The following is an 18,377-nucleotide window of genomic DNA, read 5'->3' on the forward strand; positions in this document are numbered from 1 at the left end:
TCTATCAGCAATATCTCGCCGCGCCGCAAATCACGCGCAAGCGGATGTATTACGAGACGATGGAACGCGTGATCGGCAATAGCGATCAGGTCGTGGTCGGCGGCGCTGGCGGGGTAACCTTGCCGGCTAGGCCCGATCCGGCCGTATTGGCTCCGCCTGCCCCACCTGCCGAAAGCCAGCCCCAGCCGCAGGGCGCCCAGCAGACCAAGGGAGGACAATAGCCCATGCCGCTCTCCCCGGCCACGCGCAACCTGCTGTTCGCGCTCGTCGCCCTGTTCCTGCTGGCGATCTCATCGGTTTCGGTCATCGCGCAAAACGAGCAGGCCGTGGTGCTGCGTCTTGGCAAGCCCGACCGGATGATCAACCGCTTCACTCCCGGCAGTGCCGACGGTTCGGGCGTGATTGTGCACATTCCCTTTGTCGAGCAGGTGATCCGGCTCGACCGGTCGCTCGTCTCCTTTGCCGTGCAGGGCGTTGCGGTGCGCAGCAGCGACGGCCAGCAACGCCAGCTCGACTTCACCGGCAAGTACCGGATCATCGATCCGGTGCGGCTGGTGAATAGCGTCGGAAGCGAGGAAAAGCTGACCGCGGAACTGGCATCGGTGCTGCCCGCATTGGTGCAGAGCGAATTCGGCCGGCTCGATTCCGCAACGATGGCCCTGCCCGGTGCGGACGGTGCGTGGCAGCGCATCACTGCGGCGCTCGATGCCCGGGCGCGGGCTTACGGTGTGCAGGTGATCGACCTGCGGGTGCAGCGCACGGTGCTGACCGAGGGGGCACTTCAAGCAACCTATGGCCGGATGAAGGATGACCGCGAGGCGCAGGCCTTGTCGATCGCCGATAACGGTTTGCAGCAGGCGCTGCGCATCCGGACCGAGGCCGAAATTTCGGCTGCGCGGATTATTGGCGAAGGCGCTGCGCGCGATCCCGAATTCTATGACTTCTACCGCGCGATGATCAGCTACGAACGGATGTTCGCCGACCCCAAGGCGAAGGGCCGCTCCACCCTTATCCTTTCGCCCGACAGTCCCTATCTTCGGGCCATGAACGAACGCAATTGAAGCGCCCGGTCGCGCTCATTCAATCCCCGTTCAGGCGGTTTGGACTGAATTAGCGCAGGGGGATAGCAAGCAGCGCTGGCGCGGTTTGCAGCGCGTAACAGAAGGAACGGAAGAGCCGTGCGATACGCTTATGGAGTAACCTCTGCCCTGCTGCTTGGCGGGGCTACCCTCTCGCTGGTCACGGGCCTGCCCGCCGGAGCCCAGGTGGCCCAGAACGATTCCCAAGCCATTGCCGGAATGGTACCGCGCGCCGGAGCACCGGCCAGCTTCGCGGACCTGACCCAGCAATTGCAGCCGGCCGTGGTGAACATCTCGGTTCGCCAGAAAGTCGTGGTCAAGCAGCAGCAGAACCCCTTGGCCGGACTGATGTTCGGCGGCTTTGGCCGCGCCGCGCCAGCGCAGGAAAAGCTGGCCGAGGCGCTGGGTTCCGGCTTCATCATTTCGGCCGATGGCTATATCGTCACCAACAACCACGTCGTCAGCCTCGATGACGAGAATGCTGCCGATGCCGTGACGGTCAAGCTGGCCGACGGCACCCAGTACAACGCCCGCATCGTCGGGCGCGATCCCGAATCCGACATTGCGGTACTCAAAGTCGATGCCAAGGGGCCCTTGCCGTTCGTGCCGTTCGGCGATTCGGGCAAGGTCCGCGCCGGTGACTGGGTGATCGCGATCGGCAACCCCTTTGGCCTGGGCGGCACGGTTACGTCGGGGATCATTTCCTCGGTCAACCGCAACACCGGCACCGGCGCCTACGATCACTACATCCAGACCGACGCCTCGATCAATTCGGGCAACTCTGGCGGGCCGATGTTCGACATGCGCGGCAACGTCATCGGCATCAACAACTGGATCGTGGCGCCGTCGGGCGGCAATATCGGGATCGGCTTTGCCATCCCCTCCGATGTTGCCAAGCCGATCGTTGCCAAGCTGATGGCCGGCCGCGCGATCGAGCGCGGGTTCCTCGGCGTTCAGATCCAGCCGGTAACCGACGAGATCGCGGATTCAATCGGCCTGCCGCACGATTCGGGCGAAGTCATCCGCGGCGTCCAGCCCGGACTGCCGGGCGCCGCCGCCGGTCTCAAAGTGGGCGACATCGTGCTCAAGGTGAACAACGAGGACGTCACGCCGAGCCGCACCCTTTCCGCGATCGTGTCCGATACGGCGCCGGGTACGCGCGTTCCGCTCGACGTGCTGCGCGAAGGCAAGAAGACGCGGCTGTGGGCCGTGGTTGCCAAGCGTCCGTCGCAAAAGGAACTGGCCACCAGCCTGACCCCGGCCAGCCCGCGCGATCCGTTTGCCACCCCGCAAACCGCCGATCTGGTCGGCTCCGCACTGGGACTCAAGGTCACCGACATGATCCCCGACTATGCCGATGCCCTGGGCGTTCCGCCCAATACGCAGGGTGCGGTCGTGGTCGATGTGGCGAGCGCTTCCGATGCGGCCAACCGCGGGCTTGGACGCGGTGCGATCGTGGTCGGCGCGAACTTCGAGCCGGTCCGTTCGGTCAGCGATCTGGAAAAGGCGGTGGAGCTTGCCCGCAAGCAGGGCCGCTCGACCATCACCCTGCAGATCACCGGCCCGGCCGTGCAGGGCGGGACGGTTTACCTGGCGCTCCGGCTGAGCTGACACCGCCCGCAGCCGGTCACGAAAAGGGCCTGCGTTCCGATCGGAGCGCAGGCCCTTTTCCTGTGGCGCTCTCGCCGGCTCAGAGCGCTCCCGGTTTCGCCTTGGTGGCCGGATCAGTCTTGGCCTTCGGCGCGGGTTCCGGCTTGGACCGGCCTGTCGCCTGATCGAGGAAATCGTCGTTCGCGGCAGGGGGCAGCACGGCGGGTTCAGGCGCGGTCTTGCCCGGGTCCTGCCCGTCCTGTCCCGGGGTCTGGCGGTTCGGGTCGACCAGGTTGCCCTGCTCATCGACGTAATAATAGTCTTCCGGGTTACCGCTCAGATTGGCTTCGTCGTCGGGTTCGATCTGCCAGGCTGGCAGGGTCACCTCGGTTTCAAACTTTTCGACCGGGCGGCCGCGCACGGCAACCGTCATATAAGCGGCAAAGGCGCGCGCCGGCGCGCTGCCGCCCTGCAGGCCCGGGACCGGCTTGTCATCGTCGCGGCCCATCCACACGCCCGTGGTGACGCCGCTGGAGAAGCCGAGGAACCAGCCGTCCTTGTTCGAGGTGGTCGTACCGGTCTTACCCGCAACCGGGCGCCCGATCTGCGCGGCGCGGCCCGTGCCGATACTGACCGCGCTTTGCAGCAGGTCGGTGATCCCGGCGGCGACATAGGCGGGAACCAGCATCGCGCCCGGCTTTTGCTGGCGCTCATAAAGCACGCGTCCGTCGGTCGTCTGGATCTTGGTGATGCCATAGGGCTCAACCGCCTGCCCCTTGGCCGAAACCGAGGCAAAGGCGCGGGTCATGTCGATCAGGCGCACTTCGTTGGAACCCAGCACCATCGAGGGCACGGTCGAAATCGGCGTGGTGATGCCAAAGCGCCGCGCCATGCCCGCAACCGCAGAAAAGCCCACTTCATTGCCGAGCGAAGCGGCGACGGTATTCTTCGAATAGGCGAAGGCGGTGCGCACGTCGATCTCGCCGGCATAGGTCCCGCCCGAGTTGCGCGGGCTCCATCCGTCGATCGTCACGGGCTCGTCGACGACCTTGTCGTTTGGGGTATAGCCGCCTTCAAGCGCCGCGAGGTAAACGAACAGCTTCCAGGCCGAGCCCGGCTGACGCACGGCGTTGACGGCGCGATTGTAGTTCGAAGTGACGTAATCCGTGCCGCCAACCATCGCCAGCACCGCGCCATCCCGGTCCATCGAGACCAGCGCGCCTTGCGCACCGCCCGGAACGTTCTTCTGGATCGCGTCGGTCGCCGCCTTCTGCATGCCGACATCGAGCGTGGTCCAGACTTCGATCGGTTCGGTATTCTCGCCCAGAAGCAGGTCAAGCTGGGGCAGCGCCCAGTCGGTGAAGTAGCGGACCGAGTTCTGTCCCTTTTCAGAGGCGAACTTGATCTTGCTGAAATCGACCGCGGCGGCATCGGCCGGGGTGATCGCGCCGTTCTGCTCCATCAGGCCCAGGACCACGCCCGCGCGCCCGACGGCCGCATCGGCGTCGGCGGTCGGCGAATAGTGCGACGGCGCCTTGACCAGCCCTGCGATGATCGCGGCCTCGGGCAGAGTGATCTCGGACCCAGGATGGCCAAAGAATTTACGGCTGGCCGCATCGACGCCATAGGCGCCGCCGCCGAAATAGACCTTGTTGAGGTAAAGTTCGAGGATATCGTCCTTCGAATACTTCCACTCCAGCGCCATCGCGAGGATGCCCTCGCGCAGCTTGCGGCCAAGCGTGCGGTTGTTGTTGAGGAACACCGTGCGGGCCAGCTGCTGGGTGATCGTGGAAGTTGCGCGCAGCCCCTTGCCGGTAGTCAGCGCGACATAGCCGGCGCGGGCAAGCCCGATCGGATCGATCCCGAAGTGCGATCGGAACCGGCGGTCTTCCACCGACACCATCGCATCGCGCATGACCGGCGGAATATCCTTGTACGAAAGCCACTTGCCATAGCTTGGCCCGAGCGAGACCAATTCGGTCCCGTCGCGCGCACGCACAACGATCATCTGCCCGGCCTGGTTCGATTTCATCTGCTCGAAGCTGGGCAGCGATTGCGCGGCCAGCGCTACGGCAACGCCCAGCGCCATCGCAGCGAGCAGGGCAATGGCAAAGCCCCAGACAAACAGGCGGCGAAACCATTTGCGCGCGCCGGTTGGCGGTTGCTTGGCCGGCTTTGGTCCACCTTGTGGCGCGCTGCGCCGGATATCGCTTCTGGCCATGTGGCTGGGTCATTCCTTCCGCCGCGCAGTCCGCCCGGCGCGGCGCTATGCATAGGGTATTTGTAACACAGGGTTAATGGGTGATTTCGCGCAGGCTGGCAGGATCAGTCCTTGGGCTCGAAGTCGAGGCTGGCGCTGTTGATGCAATAGCGCAGCCCGGTCGGCGCGGGGCCATCGGGAAACACGTGCCCAAGATGTCCTTCGCACTTCGCACAGCGCACTTCGGTGCGGATCATGCCGTACGAGGTATCGCGAAACTCTTCCACAGCCTCGTCCTTGAGGGGGGCGGTATAGCTGGGCCAGCCGCAGCCGGACTCGAACTTCTCGTCGGACGCGAACAGCGGCTCTCCGCAGCCGGCGCAGCGATAGGTCCCCGCCGCCTTGGTGCTGGCATATTTGCCGGTAAAGGCTCGTTCGGTGCCAGCCTCGCGCAGGATGTGGTACTGCTCCGGCGAAAGGCGCGCGCGCCATTCCGCCTCGCTCAGGATAAGCTTGTCGGTCATTCGGTGTTCTCCCTGCCCTCCTGATGGGCCATGCCCCCCAAGATGGGGTCAGTGCAGATGTTCGACAAGCAGGATGGCGCCGTCGTGTCCTGAAACGCGCATTCTGGTGCCCGGTTCCGCATCGGGGCCACGCGCCAGCCATTCGCTGTCGCCCAGCTTCACCCGCCCGCTGCCGTCCGCAATCACCGAGGTGACCACCACGACCGATCCGACCGAGCGCGCTCCGCGATCGTTCATGCCCGGATCGGCTTCCTCGACCGGATGGCTGCGCAGCCAGTTGCGGCCCAGGAATACCGAAACCAGCGCCAGCACTGCGAACAGCACGATTTGCAGCGGCAAGCCGATCGGCACGAGCCAGGCGACCAGGCCGGTGATCACGGCAGCGCCCGCCATCCAGATCAGGAACACGCCAGGAATGGTCATTTCCCCGATCGCCAGCGCCAGCCCCAGCGCCAGCCACAGCCAGTGCGGATCGAAACTGTTTCCCCAGTTCATGGCTCAGCCCTTCCGGTCCGACAGCGCATCGCGCACCAGTTCGCCGATGCCGCCGACCGATCCGATCAGCTGGGTCGCCTCGACCGGGAACAGGATCGTCTTGGCATTGGGCGAATTGGCGAACTGGGCCACGGCCTCGGTATACTTCTGCGCCACGAAGTAATTGAGCGCCTGGGTGCCGGATGTGGCGATCGCTTCCGACACCACGCGGGTGGCCTCGGCTTCGGCCGAAGCCGAGCGTTCGCGCGCTTCGGCGTCGCGGAAGGCGGCTTCCTTGCGGCCTTCCGCCGACAGGATCGCGGCCTGCTTTTCACCCTCGGCGCGCAGGATTTCGGCGGCGCGGAGCCCTTCGGCCTCAAGGATCTGGGCGCGCTTTTCACGTTCGGCCTTCATCTGGCGGGCCATGGCGTTCGAAATGTCGGCCGGCGGGCGGATGTCCTTGATTTCGACGCGGGTGATCTTCACCCCCCACGGCGCGGTGGCGTGATCGACCACGACCAGCAGCTTGGCATTGATCTCGTCGCGCTTGGACAGCGTTTCGTCGAGATCCATGCTGCCCATCACCGTGCGCAGGTTGGTGGTGGTGAGCTGCATGATCGCGACGTAGAGGTTCGACACCTCGTAAGCGGCCTTGCCCGCATCGAGCACCTGGAAGAACACGATCGCGTCCACCCCCACCATCGCGTTGTCGCGGGTGATGATTTCCTGCCCGGGAATATCGAGCACCTGCTCCATCATGTTCACCTTGTGGCCGACCCGGTCGACGAACGGGATGATCAGGTGCATGCCCGGCTGCGCGGCGAGCGTGAATTTGCCCAGCCGTTCCACGGTGTAGACATAGCCCTGACGCACCACGCGCACCCCCATCAACAGGAAGATGAACGCAAAGCCCAGCAGAATGACCAGAAAGCCTTCCATGTCGCGGTTCTCCATTAAGGTAACCGGCGCAATGGTAGCGTGCACGGGGCGGCGGGCAAGCGAAACCGGACAGGCGCGGAGCGGAAGCGATGCTTAACCACAAAGTAACCACGGCGGCCTAAACCGTCAGAATGGTTCACGAAAACGCCGTCAACTGGAGTCAGGGCTTCTGGGGCTCGGAGCATCCGGACACCGCCGCCCTGCGCGTAAAAAAGGAATACGTGGACAAGATGATCGCGCTCAAGCGCGAGAACATGGACCGCGTCTATGCCTACCTCACCGGCCTGATCGAAAAGGCCAAGGAAGAACTGCAGCACGCGCGCGGCAGCAATGCAGATCACCGCCGCTTCGCGCTGCGCCAGCAGATCGACGAAATCGTCGCCTACCTCAAGGGGCAGGCGCTCGATGTGCCCGCACCGTCGAAATACGGGCCAGAGGCGGGTTCGGGCTATGCGGGAACCTATAACCTCGACGAAATCTCGGACTTCTTCGGCCGCGTCAAATGCGTCGCCGACCAATGGTTCGACAGCCACCTGATCGCCGTTTACGACGAGATGGTGACCCTGATTAACCTCCAGAAATAAGGATCGTCATCGCGGCTTGCCCCTGCGGGCAAGGGCAGGCAATCTTGCGCCAAACGACAATGGCACAAGAGGACGCCCGCATGACATTCAAACCCTTCGATCTCACCGGCAAGGTTGCCCTCGTCACCGGCGGCAACGGCGGTATCGGGCTGGGCATGGCCGAGGGCCTTGCCGCGGCCGGCGCCAAGGTTGCGATCTGGGGCCAGAACCCGGCCAAGAACGCCGAAGCCGAAGCCACGCTGAAAACGCTGGGCGGCGAAGTGCTGGTACAAAGCGTCGACGTATCGCGCGAAGATGCGGTCTGCGCGGGGATCGCGGCAACACTCGCCCACTTCGGCCGGATCGATTTCTGCGCCGCCAATGCCGGGATCGGCGGCGGCGCGCCGTTTCACGAGCAGACCACCGAGGGTTGGCGCCGGGTGATGACGGTCAACCTCGACGCGGTGTTCTGGACCTTCCGCGAAGTGGCAAAACATATGCTGGCGCGCGCCGAGGCCGGGGACGCAGGCGGCTCGCTGCTGGTCACGTCCTCCACTTCGGCGATCGACGGCGCGCCCGCGAACGAAGCCTATTCCACCAGCAAGACCGCCGTGCTCGGCCTGATCCGGGGCCTGGCGGTGGAATATGCCCGCTATGGCATCCGCGCCAACGCGGTCCTGCCCGGCTGGATCCGCTCGGACATGACCGCCAAGTTGCAGGCGTGGGACAAGTTCAACGACAAGGTGATCAGCCGCGTGCCGATGCGCCGCTGGGGCAACCGCGACGACTTTGCCGGGATCGCGGTCTACCTCGCTTCCGACGCCTCGCGCTTCCACACCGGAGACAGCATTGTCATCGACGGCGGCTACACGATCTACTGAGCCGTTTCAGTCAGCCCAGTACAGCGCTTCCGGATTGTCGATCAGCAGCAGCCGCTGCAGTTCCTCGGTCGGCGCGATGCGGGGGATCATGTCAACCAGGTGGCCATCGTCGGGGATGGCATCCTGCATGTTGGGGTGCGGCCAGTCCGTGCCCCACAGGCAGCGGGTGGGATAGTCCGCCACCAGCGGCGCGACGCTCTCGGCGAACATGTCCCAGGGATCGCCATTCCCATCCAGCCGGTCCGGGCAGGTCGCCTTGAACCAGATGTCGTCGCGCGAATTGAGGAAATTGCGAAACGCCTTCATGTCCGGCCCGTCCGGACCTTGCGTGACGTCCGGGCGGCCCATGTGGTCGATCACCAGCGGCACAGGGATCGCGTCCATGAACGGGCGCAGTTCTTCCAAAATGTCGGCTTCGAAATAGATCACCACGTGCCAGCCCTGCGGCAGGCGCTTGGCCACCTCCAGGAACTTGTCCTTGGGCGCATCGTCGACCAGGCGCTTGAGGAAATTGAAGCGGATCCCGCGGATGCCGCCGTCGTGCAGCGCCTGGAGTTCCGCATCGTGGATCGCGGGGTCGACCACGGTCACGCCGCGCGCCTTGCCGTTGGACCTGGCGATGGCGTCCAGCGTCGCCGCATTGTCCGTCCCGTGGCAGCTCGCCTGGACGATCACGTTGCGATCGAAGCCGAGGTGATCGCGCAGCGCAAACAGCATGTCCGGCCCGGCGTCTTCGGGCAGGTACTTGGCCTTGGCGCTGAACGGGAACTGCGCGGCGGGACCGAACACGTGGCAATGCGCGTCAATCGCGCCGACGGGCGGAACATAGATCGGCTTCGAGGGATTGCCGTGCCAGCTGACGATGCGCTCTTCACTCATCCGAATACCACTCCATCCATCAGCTTGCGCGCGGTGCGCAGCAGGGCGGCCGAGACGACTTCGCCCGCCTCGTTCACTTCGAGCACGCAGCTCATTTCGCCGGTCGGATGTTCGACCGACAAGGTCTTGCGGCTGCCCGCCGGGATCTGCGCCACTTCGGCGGCCGGAGATCCCTCGATCAGGCAGGCGGTTGCCACGCTGACCGCGCCGAGCACGCCGATGGTGGCGTGCGCTCGGTGCGGGATGAAGCTGCGCACGCAGACCGCACCGCCGTTCTTCGGGGGCGCAACGAGCATCATCTTGGGCACCGACTTTTCCTTGACGTCGCCAAGGTTCATGCGCTCACCCACGGCCAGCCGGATCGCCTCGATCTTGGCCTTGAGTTCGGTGTTGGCATCCAGCCAATCGCGGTCCTCGTAGCCGGTAATGCCGACATCAGCCGCCTTCATCACCACGCAGGGCATGCCGTTGTCGATCAGGGTCACGGCCACGCCGTTGACCACGTCAACCGCATTGCCACTGGGCAGCAGCGCGCCGCAAGACGAACCGGCGGTATCGCGAAACTCGGTCGGGATCGGGGCGTGGGTGCCGGGGACGCCGTCAATCGCGGCATCGCCCTTGTAGGTAACGACCCCGCCCGGCGTCTGGACCGTGGCGACGGCGACCTGCCCGGTGTTCTCCATGAAGATTGCGACGCGGGTTTCATCGCCCGTTGGCGCAACCAGCCCGCGTTCGATCGCGAAGGGGCCAACGCCCGCAAGGATATTGCCGCAGTTCTGCGCATCGGTAACGATCGCCTGATCGACGAACACCTGCAGGAACAGGTAGTCGACGTCGATCCCCTCACGCGCGGACTTGCTGACTACCGCGACCTTGCTGGTCAGCGGATCGGCCCCGCCCATCCCGTCGATCTGGACCGGATCGGGGCTGCCCATCACCGCCAGCAGGAAGGCATCGCGCTGCGCCACATCGGCGGGCAGATCGTCCTTGAGGAAATAACCGCCCTTCGACGTACCGCCCCGCATCCACATGCAGGGCGCGGCAATTCCGGTTACCCGGTCAGACATATTTGAGGCCCATTTCGGCAAGCTTTTCGCGCATCTTGTACATATCGAGGCCAAGCTCTCCGGCGGCGAGGCGGGCGCGCTTCTCACCCTCGTTGGCTTCGCGGGCCTGGGCAGCCTTGAGCACTTCTTCCGCCCTCTCGCGCTTCACGACGCAGACGCCATCGTCGTCTGCGATGATCACATCGCCCGCCTCGATCGGCGCACCCGCGCAGACCACCGGCACGTTGACGCTGCCGAGCGAGGCCTTGATCGTGCCTTGCGCGAACACCGCCTTGGACCAAACGGGGAATTGCATTTCGGTCAGGTCGCGAATGTCGCGAACGCCGGCGTTGATGATCAGCCCGCGGCAGCCGCGCGCCTGGGCGCTGGTGGCGAGGAGATCGCCGAAGTAGCCGTCTTCGCATGGGGACGTCGGTGCGATCACGAGGATATCGCCTTCCTTGAGCTGCTCGATCGCGACGTGGACCATCCAGTTGTCACCCGGAGGCGCGCTGATCGTCACCGCGCTGCCGGCGATGCGCGCACCCGAATAGATCGGGCGCATATAGCTGGCGAGCAGGCCGGTACGCCCCTGCGCTTCGTGGACCGTGGCGACACCGCACTTGGCAAGCCCGTCGATCACCTCGATTGGTGCGCGCTGGATGTTCTGGACGACGATACCGCTCATCATTTGTCTCCACGGAAATAGGCGCACCGGGCCATGCGCCCGGGCCGAACCAATCACTAATGCGAAGTTGGCGCGGGGCATAATTTATTGCTAATCGTCTGCCCATGTCCGACCGCCCGCCCAATATCCGCCACTATGCCGCGCTGGCCGCAACAGTGCGCCATGGCACCCTCAGCCGGGCGGCGCGGGCGGTGAACCTGACCCAGCCCGCGCTCACCCAGGCGATCAGCGGGCTGGAGGGGACGCTGGGCGCCACCCTGTTCGAGCGCGGACCTTCGGGGATGAGCCCGACCGAGGCCGCACTGCTGCTAGCCCCGCGCGCCGAGGCCGCGATCGAACTGATCGGCAGCCCGCGCGTAACCGGCACGCAGGTCCGTGCGTTCCTTTCGGTCGTGCGCGCCGGATCCTATGCCGCCGCCTCGGAAGCGACGGGGATTTCCCCCGCCTCGCTCCACCGCGCCGTGGCCGATCTGTCAGTGGCGTTGGGTCAACGGCTGCTGGACCGGCACGGGCGCAGCCTGGTGCTGACCCCGGCGGGCGAGCGCCGCGCCCGCGCCTTTGGCCTGGCCATGGCGGAACTGCGTGCTGGGCTGGCCGAAGTGGCGGCATGGCAAGGCAAGGCTGGCGGGCGGATAGTGATTGGCGCGATGCCGCTTTCCCGCGCGCGCTGGCTGCCAGAAACGATCCGCCGCTTCTCGGGCGCCTATCCGGGGATCGATATTTCGGTCCACGAAGGCAGCCACGCCGAACTGGCCGGTCCGCTACGCGACGGGGAAATCGACCTGATGCTGGGCGCGCTGCGCGAAGATGCCGTCGCCAGCGACCTCGATCAGGAAGCCGTCTTCGAAGATCGCCCAGCCCTCGTCGTGCGAGCAGGCCATCCCTTGCTTGAAAGCGCCGAGCCGGGTGCGGCAATGCTGGGCTATCCCTGGCTGCTGCCAAGCCGCGAAACGCCGCTGCGGCGCTATTGGGAAGCCATGATCCGCGCGCTTGGCCGCAACGTGCCGCATGTCGGGATCGAGTGTGGTTCGGTCATGACGATCAGGCAGCTGTTGCTGTCCAGCGACGCGATCACGCTGCTCTCCCCGGACCAGGTATCGGTCGAGCTTGAGGCAGGCATTCTTGCCGCGCGGCCCACGCCGGTGCCGGTAACGCGGACCATCGGCATTTCGACCCGGCCCAGCTGGCGGCCCACCGCGGCCCAGGCCGCCTTCGTGCAAATGCTGCGCGAGGCTGGCGTCGCAGTTGCGAATTGATTCGTAAAAACTGATAGCGGCGCTTCTCATTCGATTGGCGCATGCCCCCCGCGCGGGCGCAAGGGCGGATCCTCATGACTTGCAAGCTTGCCCTGATCGGGTTCGGCGAAGCCGGATCCACATTCGCCCGCGCAGCCGGGTGGGGAGAACGCGCGCGCGGGTGGGACATCCTGCCCGCGCGCCGCGCCATCATGGCAGAGCTGGGCGTGGTCGCCGCGGAAAGCGCGGCGGAGGCACTGGCTGACGCACCGCTGGTGCTTTCGCTGGTGACCGCCGACGCCGCGCTGCCTGCCGCGCAGGACTATGCCGCGCTCCTCGCCAAGGACGCCCTGTTCTGCGACTGCAATTCGGTTGCGCCGGACACCAAGCGCGCGGCAGCCAAGGCGGTCGAGGCGGCGGGCGGGCGCTATGTCGACGTCGCCGTGCTCGCCCCGGTCAATCCGGCGCGGATGGCCGTGCCGCTGTTGCTGGCGGGCAAGGCCGCAAGCGAGGCCGAGGCTGCCCTGCGCGATGCGGGCTTTACCAACGTGCGCGTGGTGGGTGACGAGGTTGGCCGAGCCAGCGCGATCAAGATGATCCGCTCGGTCATGGTCAAGGGGCTTGAGGCGCTGACCGACGAGATGATGGCCGCTGCCACTGCCGCCGGAGTGGCTGACGAGGTGCTGGCCTCGCTCGATGCCAGCGAAAAGACCGTGCCCTGGGCACAGCGCGCCGCTTACAACCTTGAACGCATGACGACCCATGGGCTGCGCCGTGCAGCCGAAATGGAAGAATCCGCCAAGACGCTCGTTGCGCTTGGTGTGCCCCCGGTAATGACGCGCGGCACGGTTTACCGCCAGCGCCAGGCGCCTCTGAGGAAGGACAAGCAAGCGTGACGATGATCATCGACTGCCATGGCCACTACACCGTGCTGCCCAAGGCTCACGACGAATGGCGCGAGGCCCAGAAGGCGGCGTTCAAGGCCGGGACCGAATGCCCGCCCTATCCCAAGATTTCCGACGACGAGATCCGCGAGACGATCGAGAGCAACCAGCTGCGCCTGCTGAAGGAACGCGGCGCGGACATGACGATCTTTTCCCCGCGCGCCTCGGCCATGGCCCCGCACGTCGGCGACCAGTCGGTCGCGGTGAAGTGGGCGCAGGTCTGCAACGACCTGATCGCGCGGGTGGTCGGCCTTTATCCCGAGACCTTCGCGGGCGTGTGCATGCTGCCGCAGTCGCCCGAAGCGGACATGACCAGCTCGATCGCGGAACTGAAGCGCTGCATCGAACAGCTTGGCTTCATCGGCTGCAACCTCAACCCCGATCCGGGCGGCGGCCACTTCAAGCACCCGCCGCTGACCGACGAGTTCTGGTTCCCGTTCTACGAAGCGATGTGCGAGCTGGACGTGCCCGCGATGATCCACGTGTCGGGCAGCTGCAACCCGGCGATGCATGCGACCGGCGGCTATTACATCGCAGCCGATACCATCGCCTTCATGCAGCTGCTGGAAGGCGACCTGTTCAGCCGGTTCCCGAACCTGCGCTTCATCATCCCGCACGGCGGCGGCGCGGTGCCATATCACTGGGGCCGTTATCGGGGCCTGGCGGACATGCTCAAGAAGCCGGACCTCGGCTCGCACCTGATGAATAACGTGTTCTTCGACACCTGCGTCTATCACCAGCCGGGGATCGACCTTTTGGCCGACGTGATCGACAACAAGAACATCCTGTTCGGCAGCGAGATGGTTGGCGCGGTGCGCGGAATCGACCCCACCACTGGGCTCTACTTCGACGACACCAAGCGTTACGTCGATGCGCTGGACATCTCCGACGCCGAACGCCACGCCATTTACGAAGGCAACGCCCGCCGGGTCTTCCCGCGGCTCGACGCCAAGCTCAAGGAAAGGGGCCTGTGATGGAAAAGCCCACCAAGAACATCCACGAATACCTCGCCCAGTTCGAGGATATCCCGGGCACCCGCGTCTATACTGCCGCGCGCGCGCGGAAGGGCTATCACATCAACCAGTTCGCGATGAGCCTGATGAAGGCCGAGAACCGCGAGCGGTTCAAGAAGGACGAGAAGGCCTATCTCGACGAGTGGAAGATCTCGGACGAGGGCAAGGCCGCGCTGCTGGCGCGCGACTACAACAAGCTGCTGGATCTGGGCGGCAACGTCTATTTCCTCTCCAAGCTGTTCAGCACCGACGGGCTCAGCTTTGCCGAGGCGGTCTCCTCGATGACCGAATACACCTTTCCGGAATACCGGGACATGATGCTCAGGGGCGGCCGCTCGCCGGAAGGCAACCGCTCGATCAAGGCCAACCTGGCGGCCGCTGAAGGGAAGAAGTAAGATGGCACGCATTACCGCTGGTGTGGCTTCCAGCCACGTTCCGCTGCTGGGCGTCGCGGTCGATCAGGGCAAGACCCGCGACGACTATTTCGGCCCGATCTTCGCCGGTTACGACTGGACGAAGAAGTGGGAGGAAGAACAGAAGCCCGACGTCGTGATCCTGGTCTACAACGACCACGCTTCGGCCTTCGACATGAAGATCGTGCCGACCTTCGCGATCGGCTGCGGCGAAAGCTATGAAAGCGCCGACGAAGGCTGGGGCCCGCGCCCGGTGCCGACCGTGGAAGGCCACCCGGACCTGGCCTGGCACATTGCACAGAGCCTGATCCTCGACGAATTCGACATGACCATCATCAACGAGATGGACGTCGACCACGGCCTGACCGTGCCGCTGTCGATGATGTTCGGCCAGCCCGAAAAGTGGCCCTGCAAGGTGATCCCGCTGGCGGTCAACGTGGTGACCTACCCGGTCCCCTCGGGCAACCGCTGCTGGGCGCTGGGCGAAGCGATCAAGCGCGCGGTGGAAAGCTTCCCCGAAGACCTGAACGTGCAGATCTGGGGCACCGGCGGGATGAGCCACCAGCTCCAGGGTCCGCGCGCCGGCCTGCTCAACCGCGAGTGGGACAACATGTTCCTCGACAAGCTGGTTGGCGACACCGACGAGCTGCGCTGGATCCCGCACGTGGAATATATTCGCGAAACCGGCAGCGAAGGCATCGAAATGGTGATGTGGCTGGTGATGCGCGGCGCGCTGGGCAAGGAAACCCGCTGTCTGCACCGCCACTATCACATCCCTTGCAGCAACACGGCCATCGGCCACATCGTTCTGGAGCCCGTGGAATGACCACTCCAATCCGCATCGCACTCGCTGGCGCCGGCGCCTTCGGCGAGAAGCACCTCGACGGCCTGAAGAACATTCCGGGCGTCGAAATCGTCTCGATCATCAGCCGTACCGGCGAGCAGGCCGCCGCCGTTGCCGCCAAGTACGGTGCGAAGCACTCGTCGACCGAACTGGCCGATGCGCTGGCGCGCGATGACGTTGACGCGGTGATCCTGTGCACCCCCACCCAGATGCACGCCGCCCAGGCGATCGAATGCATGAACGCGGGCAAGCACGTGCAGGTCGAAATCCCGCTGGCGGACAGCTGGGCCGATGCCGAAGCCGTGATCGCCAAGAGCCAAGAAACGGGCCTCGTCTGCATGGTCGGCCACACCCGCCGCTTCAATCCCTCGCACCAGTACGTGCACAACAAGATCAAGGCGGGCGAACTGAACATCCAGCAGATGGACGTCCAGACCTATTTCTTCCGCCGCAAGAACATCAACGCCAAGGGCGAGCCGCGTTCGTGGACCGACCACCTGCTGTGGCACCACGCCGCCCATACGGTTGACCTGTTCGCCTATCAGGCCGGCAAGATCGTTCAAGCCAACGCGATCGAAGGTCCGATCCACCCGGAACTGGGCATCGCGATGGATATGTCGATCCAATTGAAGAGCGAAACCGGCGCGATCTGCACGCTTTCGCTCTCGTTCAACAACGACGGGCCGCTTGGCACCTTCTTCCGCTATATCGGCGACACCGGCACCTACATCGCGCGTTACGACGATCTGGTGAACGGCAAGGAAGAGCCGATCGACGTCTCGAAGGTTGACGTTTCGATGAATGGCATCGAATTGCAGGACCGTGAATTCATCGCCGCGATCCGCGAAGGGCGTGAGCCCAATTCGTCGGTCGGCAAGGTGCTCGATTGCTATCGGGTGCTGGGCGATCTCGAAAAGCAGCTAGAAGCAGCGCGTTAAGGACGGACAGGAAGCATGGTTGGACGGCGGAAGTTGGGTGGACGCAGTGTAAATCCCGTGGGCCTGGGGTGCATGTCCCTCTCATGGGCCTATGGCACGCCGCCGTCCGAAGACTACGCCGTGCAACTGCTGAACCGCGCGCTCGACGTGGGCTATGACCACCTCGATACCGCCAACATCTATGGCCTGGGGCATAACGAAACCCTGCTTGGCAAGGCGCTGAAGGGGCGGCGGAGCGAGTTCTTCCTCGCCACCAAGATGGGGATTCTGGTCGATGGCCCGCGCCGCGGGGTCGATTGCAAGCCCGAGACGATCAAGACCTGCGTCGAGGCGTCGCTTCAGCGGCTGCAGACCGACCATATCGACCTCTACTATATGCACCGCCGCGACTTCTCGACCCCGATCGAGGATTCGATGGGCGCGATGGCGGACCTGGTGAAGGAAGGGAAGATCGGCTCGGTCGGCCTGTCCGAAATGAGCGCGGAGACCCTGCGCCGCGCCCATGCCGTCCACCCGGTTGGCGCGGTTCAGACCGAATATTCGCTGTGGACGCGCAATCCCGAAATCGCCGTGCTGGAAGCCTGCCGCGAACTGGGCGTGACGTTCGTCGCCTTCTCGCCCGTGGGGCGCGGCGTGCTGGCGAACGGTGTGCGCGACATGGCGGCGCTGCCGGAAAAGGACCTGCGCCACACCATGCCGCGCTTCAATGCGGACAACTGGCCGAAAAACCTCGCGCTGATCGACGCGTTCAACGCCATCGCTGCGCGCGAAGGCGTGACCCCGGCGCAGCTGAGCCTGGCCTGGGTCCATTCGCGCGGGGATCATGTCGTCACGATTCCCGGCACGGCCTCGATCCCACACCTTGAAGAAAACATCGCGCGCTGGGATTGGGACCTTCCGGCCGAGGTCGCCGCCGAGCTGGACGCGCTGATCAACCAGCGCACCGTCGCCGGCCCGCGGTATGGCGAAGTGATCCAGAAGACGATCGACACCGAGGAATTCGCCTGAAGCGAACCAATCGGCCCGAAGCGGCGAATGGGACCAAGACGAACCACCGCCTGCTGCGCGCGGTCGGGCCGTGCATTTCCGCCATCAAGGGCTGCGGCCTAAAGGCCACACCTAGGCAATTCTGTCTGCCAGATGAACATTCACTCTTTTGAAATTTTCACATAGGTGATAAATCGCTCGGCAAGGCATAGCATATGCCGGTCAAGGGAAGGGAAGAGGAAAGCGATGACCAAGCTTCGTCAATTCGCCGCGATCAGCGCCTCCGCGCTGGTTGTGGCCATGGCTTCGACCCCTGCATTCGCGCAGGAATCGAATACCGACGAATCCGCCGGCAATCCTGAGATTGTCGTTACCGCACAGTTCCGCGAGCAGAAGCTGCAGGACACCCCGCTCGCTATTTCGGCCGTCAATTCCGAAATGCTCGAAGCACGCAGCCAGACCAGCGTCGAACAGGTTGCGGCCCAGGCGCCCAACGTCACGCTGACCCCGCAGGGCCAGCAGAACGGTTCGGGCCTGATCGCCTTCATCCGCGGCGTCGGCCAGACTGACTTCAACTTCGCGCTCGAACCGGGCGTCGGCATCTATGTCGACGACGTCTACATCCCGACGCTGACCGGCTCGCTGCTTGACCTGATGGACCTCGACCGCGTCGAAGTGCTGCGCGGCCCGCAGGGTACGCTCGCCGGCCGCAACGCCATCGGCGGCGCGATCAAGCTGTTCTCGACCAAGCCGAAGGGCGATGGCCGCGGCTCGATCCAGGCCACCTATGGTTCTTACAACCGCGTCGAATTGCGCGGCTTTGCCGACCTCGCCCTGGCCGACAACCTGTTCGTGCGCGTCGCGGGCGTGTCGAAGAACCGCGACGGCTACGTGAAGCGGCTCGACTATGGCATGACCCATCCGGGTTCGGGCGTGCCCTCCAACAATGCGGGCAGCCCCGTGCTCGGCACGCTGGGCGGCCAGTCCTATGCGGCGGGCAAGGTTTCGCTGCGCTGGGTGCCGACCGACACCATCGAAGTGAACATTTCGGGCGATTACACCCGCGACCGTTCGGAAGCCGGCGCCTCGGTTCTGCTTTATTACAACAACGCCTCGACCACCGGCGACGGCGTGGCATGG

At 64.9% G+C, this 18,377-nt stretch carries 19 protein-coding genes and 1 pseudogene; 13 read left to right on the forward strand and 7 right to left on the reverse strand.

What is annotated here, in order from left to right; genetic code table 11:
* The 3 genes and pseudogenes from ACE3SN_RS11030 to ACE3SN_RS11040 form a co-directional block, all read left to right on the forward strand.
* Positions 1 to 221: pseudogene (locus ACE3SN_RS11030) on the forward strand (protease modulator HflK); the annotation flags it as partial.
* 3 nt (positions 222 to 224) lie between these two features.
* Complete coding sequence (locus tag ACE3SN_RS11035; protein WP_374529966.1) at positions 225 to 1,061, forward strand: SPFH domain-containing protein; 837 nt, start codon at positions 225 to 227, stop codon at positions 1,059 to 1,061.
* Between the two features lie 117 nt (positions 1,062 to 1,178).
* Positions 1,179 to 2,690, forward strand: coding sequence for a Do family serine endopeptidase (locus ACE3SN_RS11040; RefSeq protein ID WP_374529968.1), 1,512 nt, complete (start codon positions 1,179 to 1,181; stop codon positions 2,688 to 2,690).
* 79 nt (positions 2,691 to 2,769) lie between these two features.
* Here the strand turns inward: ACE3SN_RS11040 and ACE3SN_RS11045 are convergent, their stop codons facing one another.
* From ACE3SN_RS11045 to ACE3SN_RS11060, 4 genes are all read right to left on the reverse strand, one after another.
* Positions 2,770 to 4,890 (reverse strand): transglycosylase domain-containing protein, encoded by a 2,121-nt coding sequence (locus ACE3SN_RS11045; protein WP_374529969.1) that lies wholly within the window; start codon positions 4,888 to 4,890, stop codon positions 2,770 to 2,772.
* A gap of 104 nt (positions 4,891 to 4,994) precedes the next feature.
* Entirely contained in the window at positions 4,995 to 5,393 is a 399-nt protein-coding gene (gene msrB / locus ACE3SN_RS11050; RefSeq protein WP_374529971.1) for a peptide-methionine (R)-S-oxide reductase MsrB, read from the reverse strand.
* A gap of 48 nt (positions 5,394 to 5,441) precedes the next feature.
* Complete coding sequence (locus ACE3SN_RS11055; RefSeq protein ID WP_374529973.1) at positions 5,442 to 5,888, reverse strand: NfeD family protein; 447 nt, start codon at positions 5,886 to 5,888, stop codon at positions 5,442 to 5,444.
* A gap of 3 nt (positions 5,889 to 5,891) precedes the next feature.
* Positions 5,892 to 6,806, reverse strand: coding sequence for an SPFH domain-containing protein (locus ACE3SN_RS11060; RefSeq protein WP_374529999.1), 915 nt, complete (start codon positions 6,804 to 6,806; stop codon positions 5,892 to 5,894).
* Positions 6,807 to 6,937: 131 nt separating this feature from the next.
* On the opposite strand from ACE3SN_RS11060, the gene ACE3SN_RS11065 reads away from it, so the two are divergent.
* On the forward strand, positions 6,938 to 7,390 hold the full coding sequence (locus ACE3SN_RS11065; RefSeq protein WP_374529975.1) for a hypothetical protein: 453 nt from the start codon (positions 6,938 to 6,940) through the stop codon (positions 7,388 to 7,390).
* Positions 7,391 to 7,470: 80 nt separating this feature from the next.
* Positions 7,471 to 8,250, forward strand: a complete 780-nt coding sequence (locus ACE3SN_RS11070; RefSeq protein ID WP_374529977.1) for an SDR family NAD(P)-dependent oxidoreductase — start codon at positions 7,471 to 7,473, stop codon at positions 8,248 to 8,250.
* Positions 8,251 to 8,256: 6 nt separating this feature from the next.
* Here the strand turns inward: ACE3SN_RS11070 and ACE3SN_RS11075 are convergent, their stop codons facing one another.
* Genes ACE3SN_RS11075 through ligK form a run of 3 tightly spaced genes read right to left on the reverse strand, consistent with a single transcriptional unit; the run spans position 8,257 to position 10,863 of the window.
* Positions 8,257 to 9,129, reverse strand: a complete 873-nt coding sequence (locus tag ACE3SN_RS11075; protein WP_374529979.1) for an amidohydrolase family protein — start codon at positions 9,127 to 9,129, stop codon at positions 8,257 to 8,259.
* Positions 9,126 to 10,196, reverse strand: coding sequence for a 4-oxalomesaconate tautomerase (locus ACE3SN_RS11080; RefSeq protein WP_374529981.1), 1,071 nt, complete (start codon positions 10,194 to 10,196; stop codon positions 9,126 to 9,128). The genes ACE3SN_RS11075 and ACE3SN_RS11080 overlap by 4 nt, the downstream gene beginning before the upstream one ends.
* Positions 10,189 to 10,863 (reverse strand): 4-carboxy-4-hydroxy-2-oxoadipate aldolase/oxaloacetate decarboxylase, encoded by a 675-nt coding sequence (gene ligK, locus ACE3SN_RS11085; protein WP_374529983.1) that lies wholly within the window; start codon positions 10,861 to 10,863, stop codon positions 10,189 to 10,191. Before ligK ends, ACE3SN_RS11080 begins: the two co-directional genes overlap by 8 nt.
* 104 nt (positions 10,864 to 10,967) lie before the next feature.
* Here ligK and ACE3SN_RS11090 point away from each other — a divergent pair, with 104 nt between their 5' ends.
* The 8 genes from ACE3SN_RS11090 to ACE3SN_RS11125 form a co-directional block, all read left to right on the forward strand.
* The gene (locus ACE3SN_RS11090) at positions 10,968 to 12,119 is read left to right on the forward strand and encodes a LysR substrate-binding domain-containing protein (protein ID WP_374529985.1); all 1,152 of its coding nucleotides are present in this window, start codon (positions 10,968 to 10,970) and stop codon (positions 12,117 to 12,119) included.
* 74 nt (positions 12,120 to 12,193) lie between these two features.
* Positions 12,194 to 12,994 carry a DUF1932 domain-containing protein gene (locus ACE3SN_RS11095; protein WP_374529987.1) on the forward strand — a complete coding sequence of 267 codons (801 nt, stop codon included), beginning with the start codon at positions 12,194 to 12,196 and terminating at the stop codon, positions 12,992 to 12,994.
* Positions 12,991 to 14,016: an amidohydrolase family protein gene (locus tag ACE3SN_RS11100; protein ID WP_374529989.1), complete on the forward strand. Its 1,026-nt coding sequence runs from the start codon at positions 12,991 to 12,993 to the stop codon at positions 14,014 to 14,016. The genes ACE3SN_RS11095 and ACE3SN_RS11100 overlap by 4 nt, the downstream gene beginning before the upstream one ends.
* A complete protein-coding gene (gene ligA, locus ACE3SN_RS11105) occupies positions 14,016 to 14,450 on the forward strand; it encodes a protocatechuate 4,5-dioxygenase subunit alpha (RefSeq protein WP_374529991.1) in 435 nt (144 codons plus the stop codon). Before ACE3SN_RS11100 ends, ligA begins: the two co-directional genes overlap by 1 nt.
* Before the next feature lies 1 nt (position 14,451).
* Positions 14,452 to 15,294 (forward strand): class III extradiol dioxygenase subunit beta, encoded by an 843-nt coding sequence (locus ACE3SN_RS11110; protein WP_374529993.1) that lies wholly within the window; start codon positions 14,452 to 14,454, stop codon positions 15,292 to 15,294.
* An 8-nt stretch (positions 15,295 to 15,302) separates the two neighbouring features.
* Positions 15,303 to 16,250: a Gfo/Idh/MocA family oxidoreductase gene (locus ACE3SN_RS11115; RefSeq protein WP_374530001.1), complete on the forward strand. Its 948-nt coding sequence runs from the start codon at positions 15,303 to 15,305 to the stop codon at positions 16,248 to 16,250.
* 15 nt (positions 16,251 to 16,265) lie between these two features.
* The gene (locus ACE3SN_RS11120; protein ID WP_374529995.1) at positions 16,266 to 17,258 is read left to right on the forward strand and encodes an aldo/keto reductase; all 993 of its coding nucleotides are present in this window, start codon (positions 16,266 to 16,268) and stop codon (positions 17,256 to 17,258) included.
* Between the two features lie 225 nt (positions 17,259 to 17,483).
* Positions 17,484 to 18,377, forward strand: an 894-nt coding sequence (locus ACE3SN_RS11125; protein WP_374529997.1) for a TonB-dependent receptor plug domain-containing protein, incomplete at its 3' end; no start/stop codon positions are given.

It is taken from the genome of Novosphingobium sp., from assembly GCF_041915465.1.
Classification (GTDB): domain Bacteria; phylum Pseudomonadota; class Alphaproteobacteria; order Sphingomonadales; family Sphingomonadaceae; genus Novosphingobium.

What these genes read in the sequence shown, in the direction of transcription:
- ACE3SN_RS11035 (WP_374529966.1), top strand. Translation starts at nt 225, where the DNA reads ATGCCGCTCTCCCCGGCCACGCGCAACCTGCTGTTCGCGCTCGTCGCC.
- ACE3SN_RS11045 (WP_374529969.1), bottom strand. Translation starts at nt 4,890, where the DNA reads ATGGCCAGAAGCGATATCCGGCGCAGCGCGCCACAAGGTGGACCAAAG.
- msrB (WP_374529971.1), bottom strand. Translation starts at nt 5,393, where the DNA reads ATGACCGACAAGCTTATCCTGAGCGAGGCGGAATGGCGCGCGCGCCTT.
- ACE3SN_RS11055 (WP_374529973.1), bottom strand. Translation starts at nt 5,888, where the DNA reads ATGAACTGGGGAAACAGTTTCGATCCGCACTGGCTGTGGCTGGCGCTG.
- ACE3SN_RS11060 (WP_374529999.1), bottom strand. Translation starts at nt 6,806, where the DNA reads ATGGAAGGCTTTCTGGTCATTCTGCTGGGCTTTGCGTTCATCTTCCTG.
- ACE3SN_RS11065 (WP_374529975.1), top strand. Translation starts at nt 6,938, where the DNA reads ATGGTTCACGAAAACGCCGTCAACTGGAGTCAGGGCTTCTGGGGCTCG.
- ACE3SN_RS11070 (WP_374529977.1), top strand. Translation starts at nt 7,471, where the DNA reads ATGACATTCAAACCCTTCGATCTCACCGGCAAGGTTGCCCTCGTCACC.
- ACE3SN_RS11075 (WP_374529979.1), bottom strand. Translation starts at nt 9,129, where the DNA reads ATGAGTGAAGAGCGCATCGTCAGCTGGCACGGCAATCCCTCGAAGCCG.
- ACE3SN_RS11080 (WP_374529981.1), bottom strand. Translation starts at nt 10,196, where the DNA reads ATGTCTGACCGGGTAACCGGAATTGCCGCGCCCTGCATGTGGATGCGG.
- ligK (WP_374529983.1), bottom strand. Translation starts at nt 10,863, where the DNA reads ATGAGCGGTATCGTCGTCCAGAACATCCAGCGCGCACCAATCGAGGTG.
- ACE3SN_RS11090 (WP_374529985.1), top strand. Translation starts at nt 10,968, where the DNA reads ATGTCCGACCGCCCGCCCAATATCCGCCACTATGCCGCGCTGGCCGCA.
- ACE3SN_RS11095 (WP_374529987.1), top strand. Translation starts at nt 12,194, where the DNA reads ATGACTTGCAAGCTTGCCCTGATCGGGTTCGGCGAAGCCGGATCCACA.
- ligA (WP_374529991.1), top strand. Translation starts at nt 14,016, where the DNA reads ATGGAAAAGCCCACCAAGAACATCCACGAATACCTCGCCCAGTTCGAG.
- ACE3SN_RS11110 (WP_374529993.1), top strand. Translation starts at nt 14,452, where the DNA reads ATGGCACGCATTACCGCTGGTGTGGCTTCCAGCCACGTTCCGCTGCTG.
- ACE3SN_RS11120 (WP_374529995.1), top strand. Translation starts at nt 16,266, where the DNA reads ATGGTTGGACGGCGGAAGTTGGGTGGACGCAGTGTAAATCCCGTGGGC.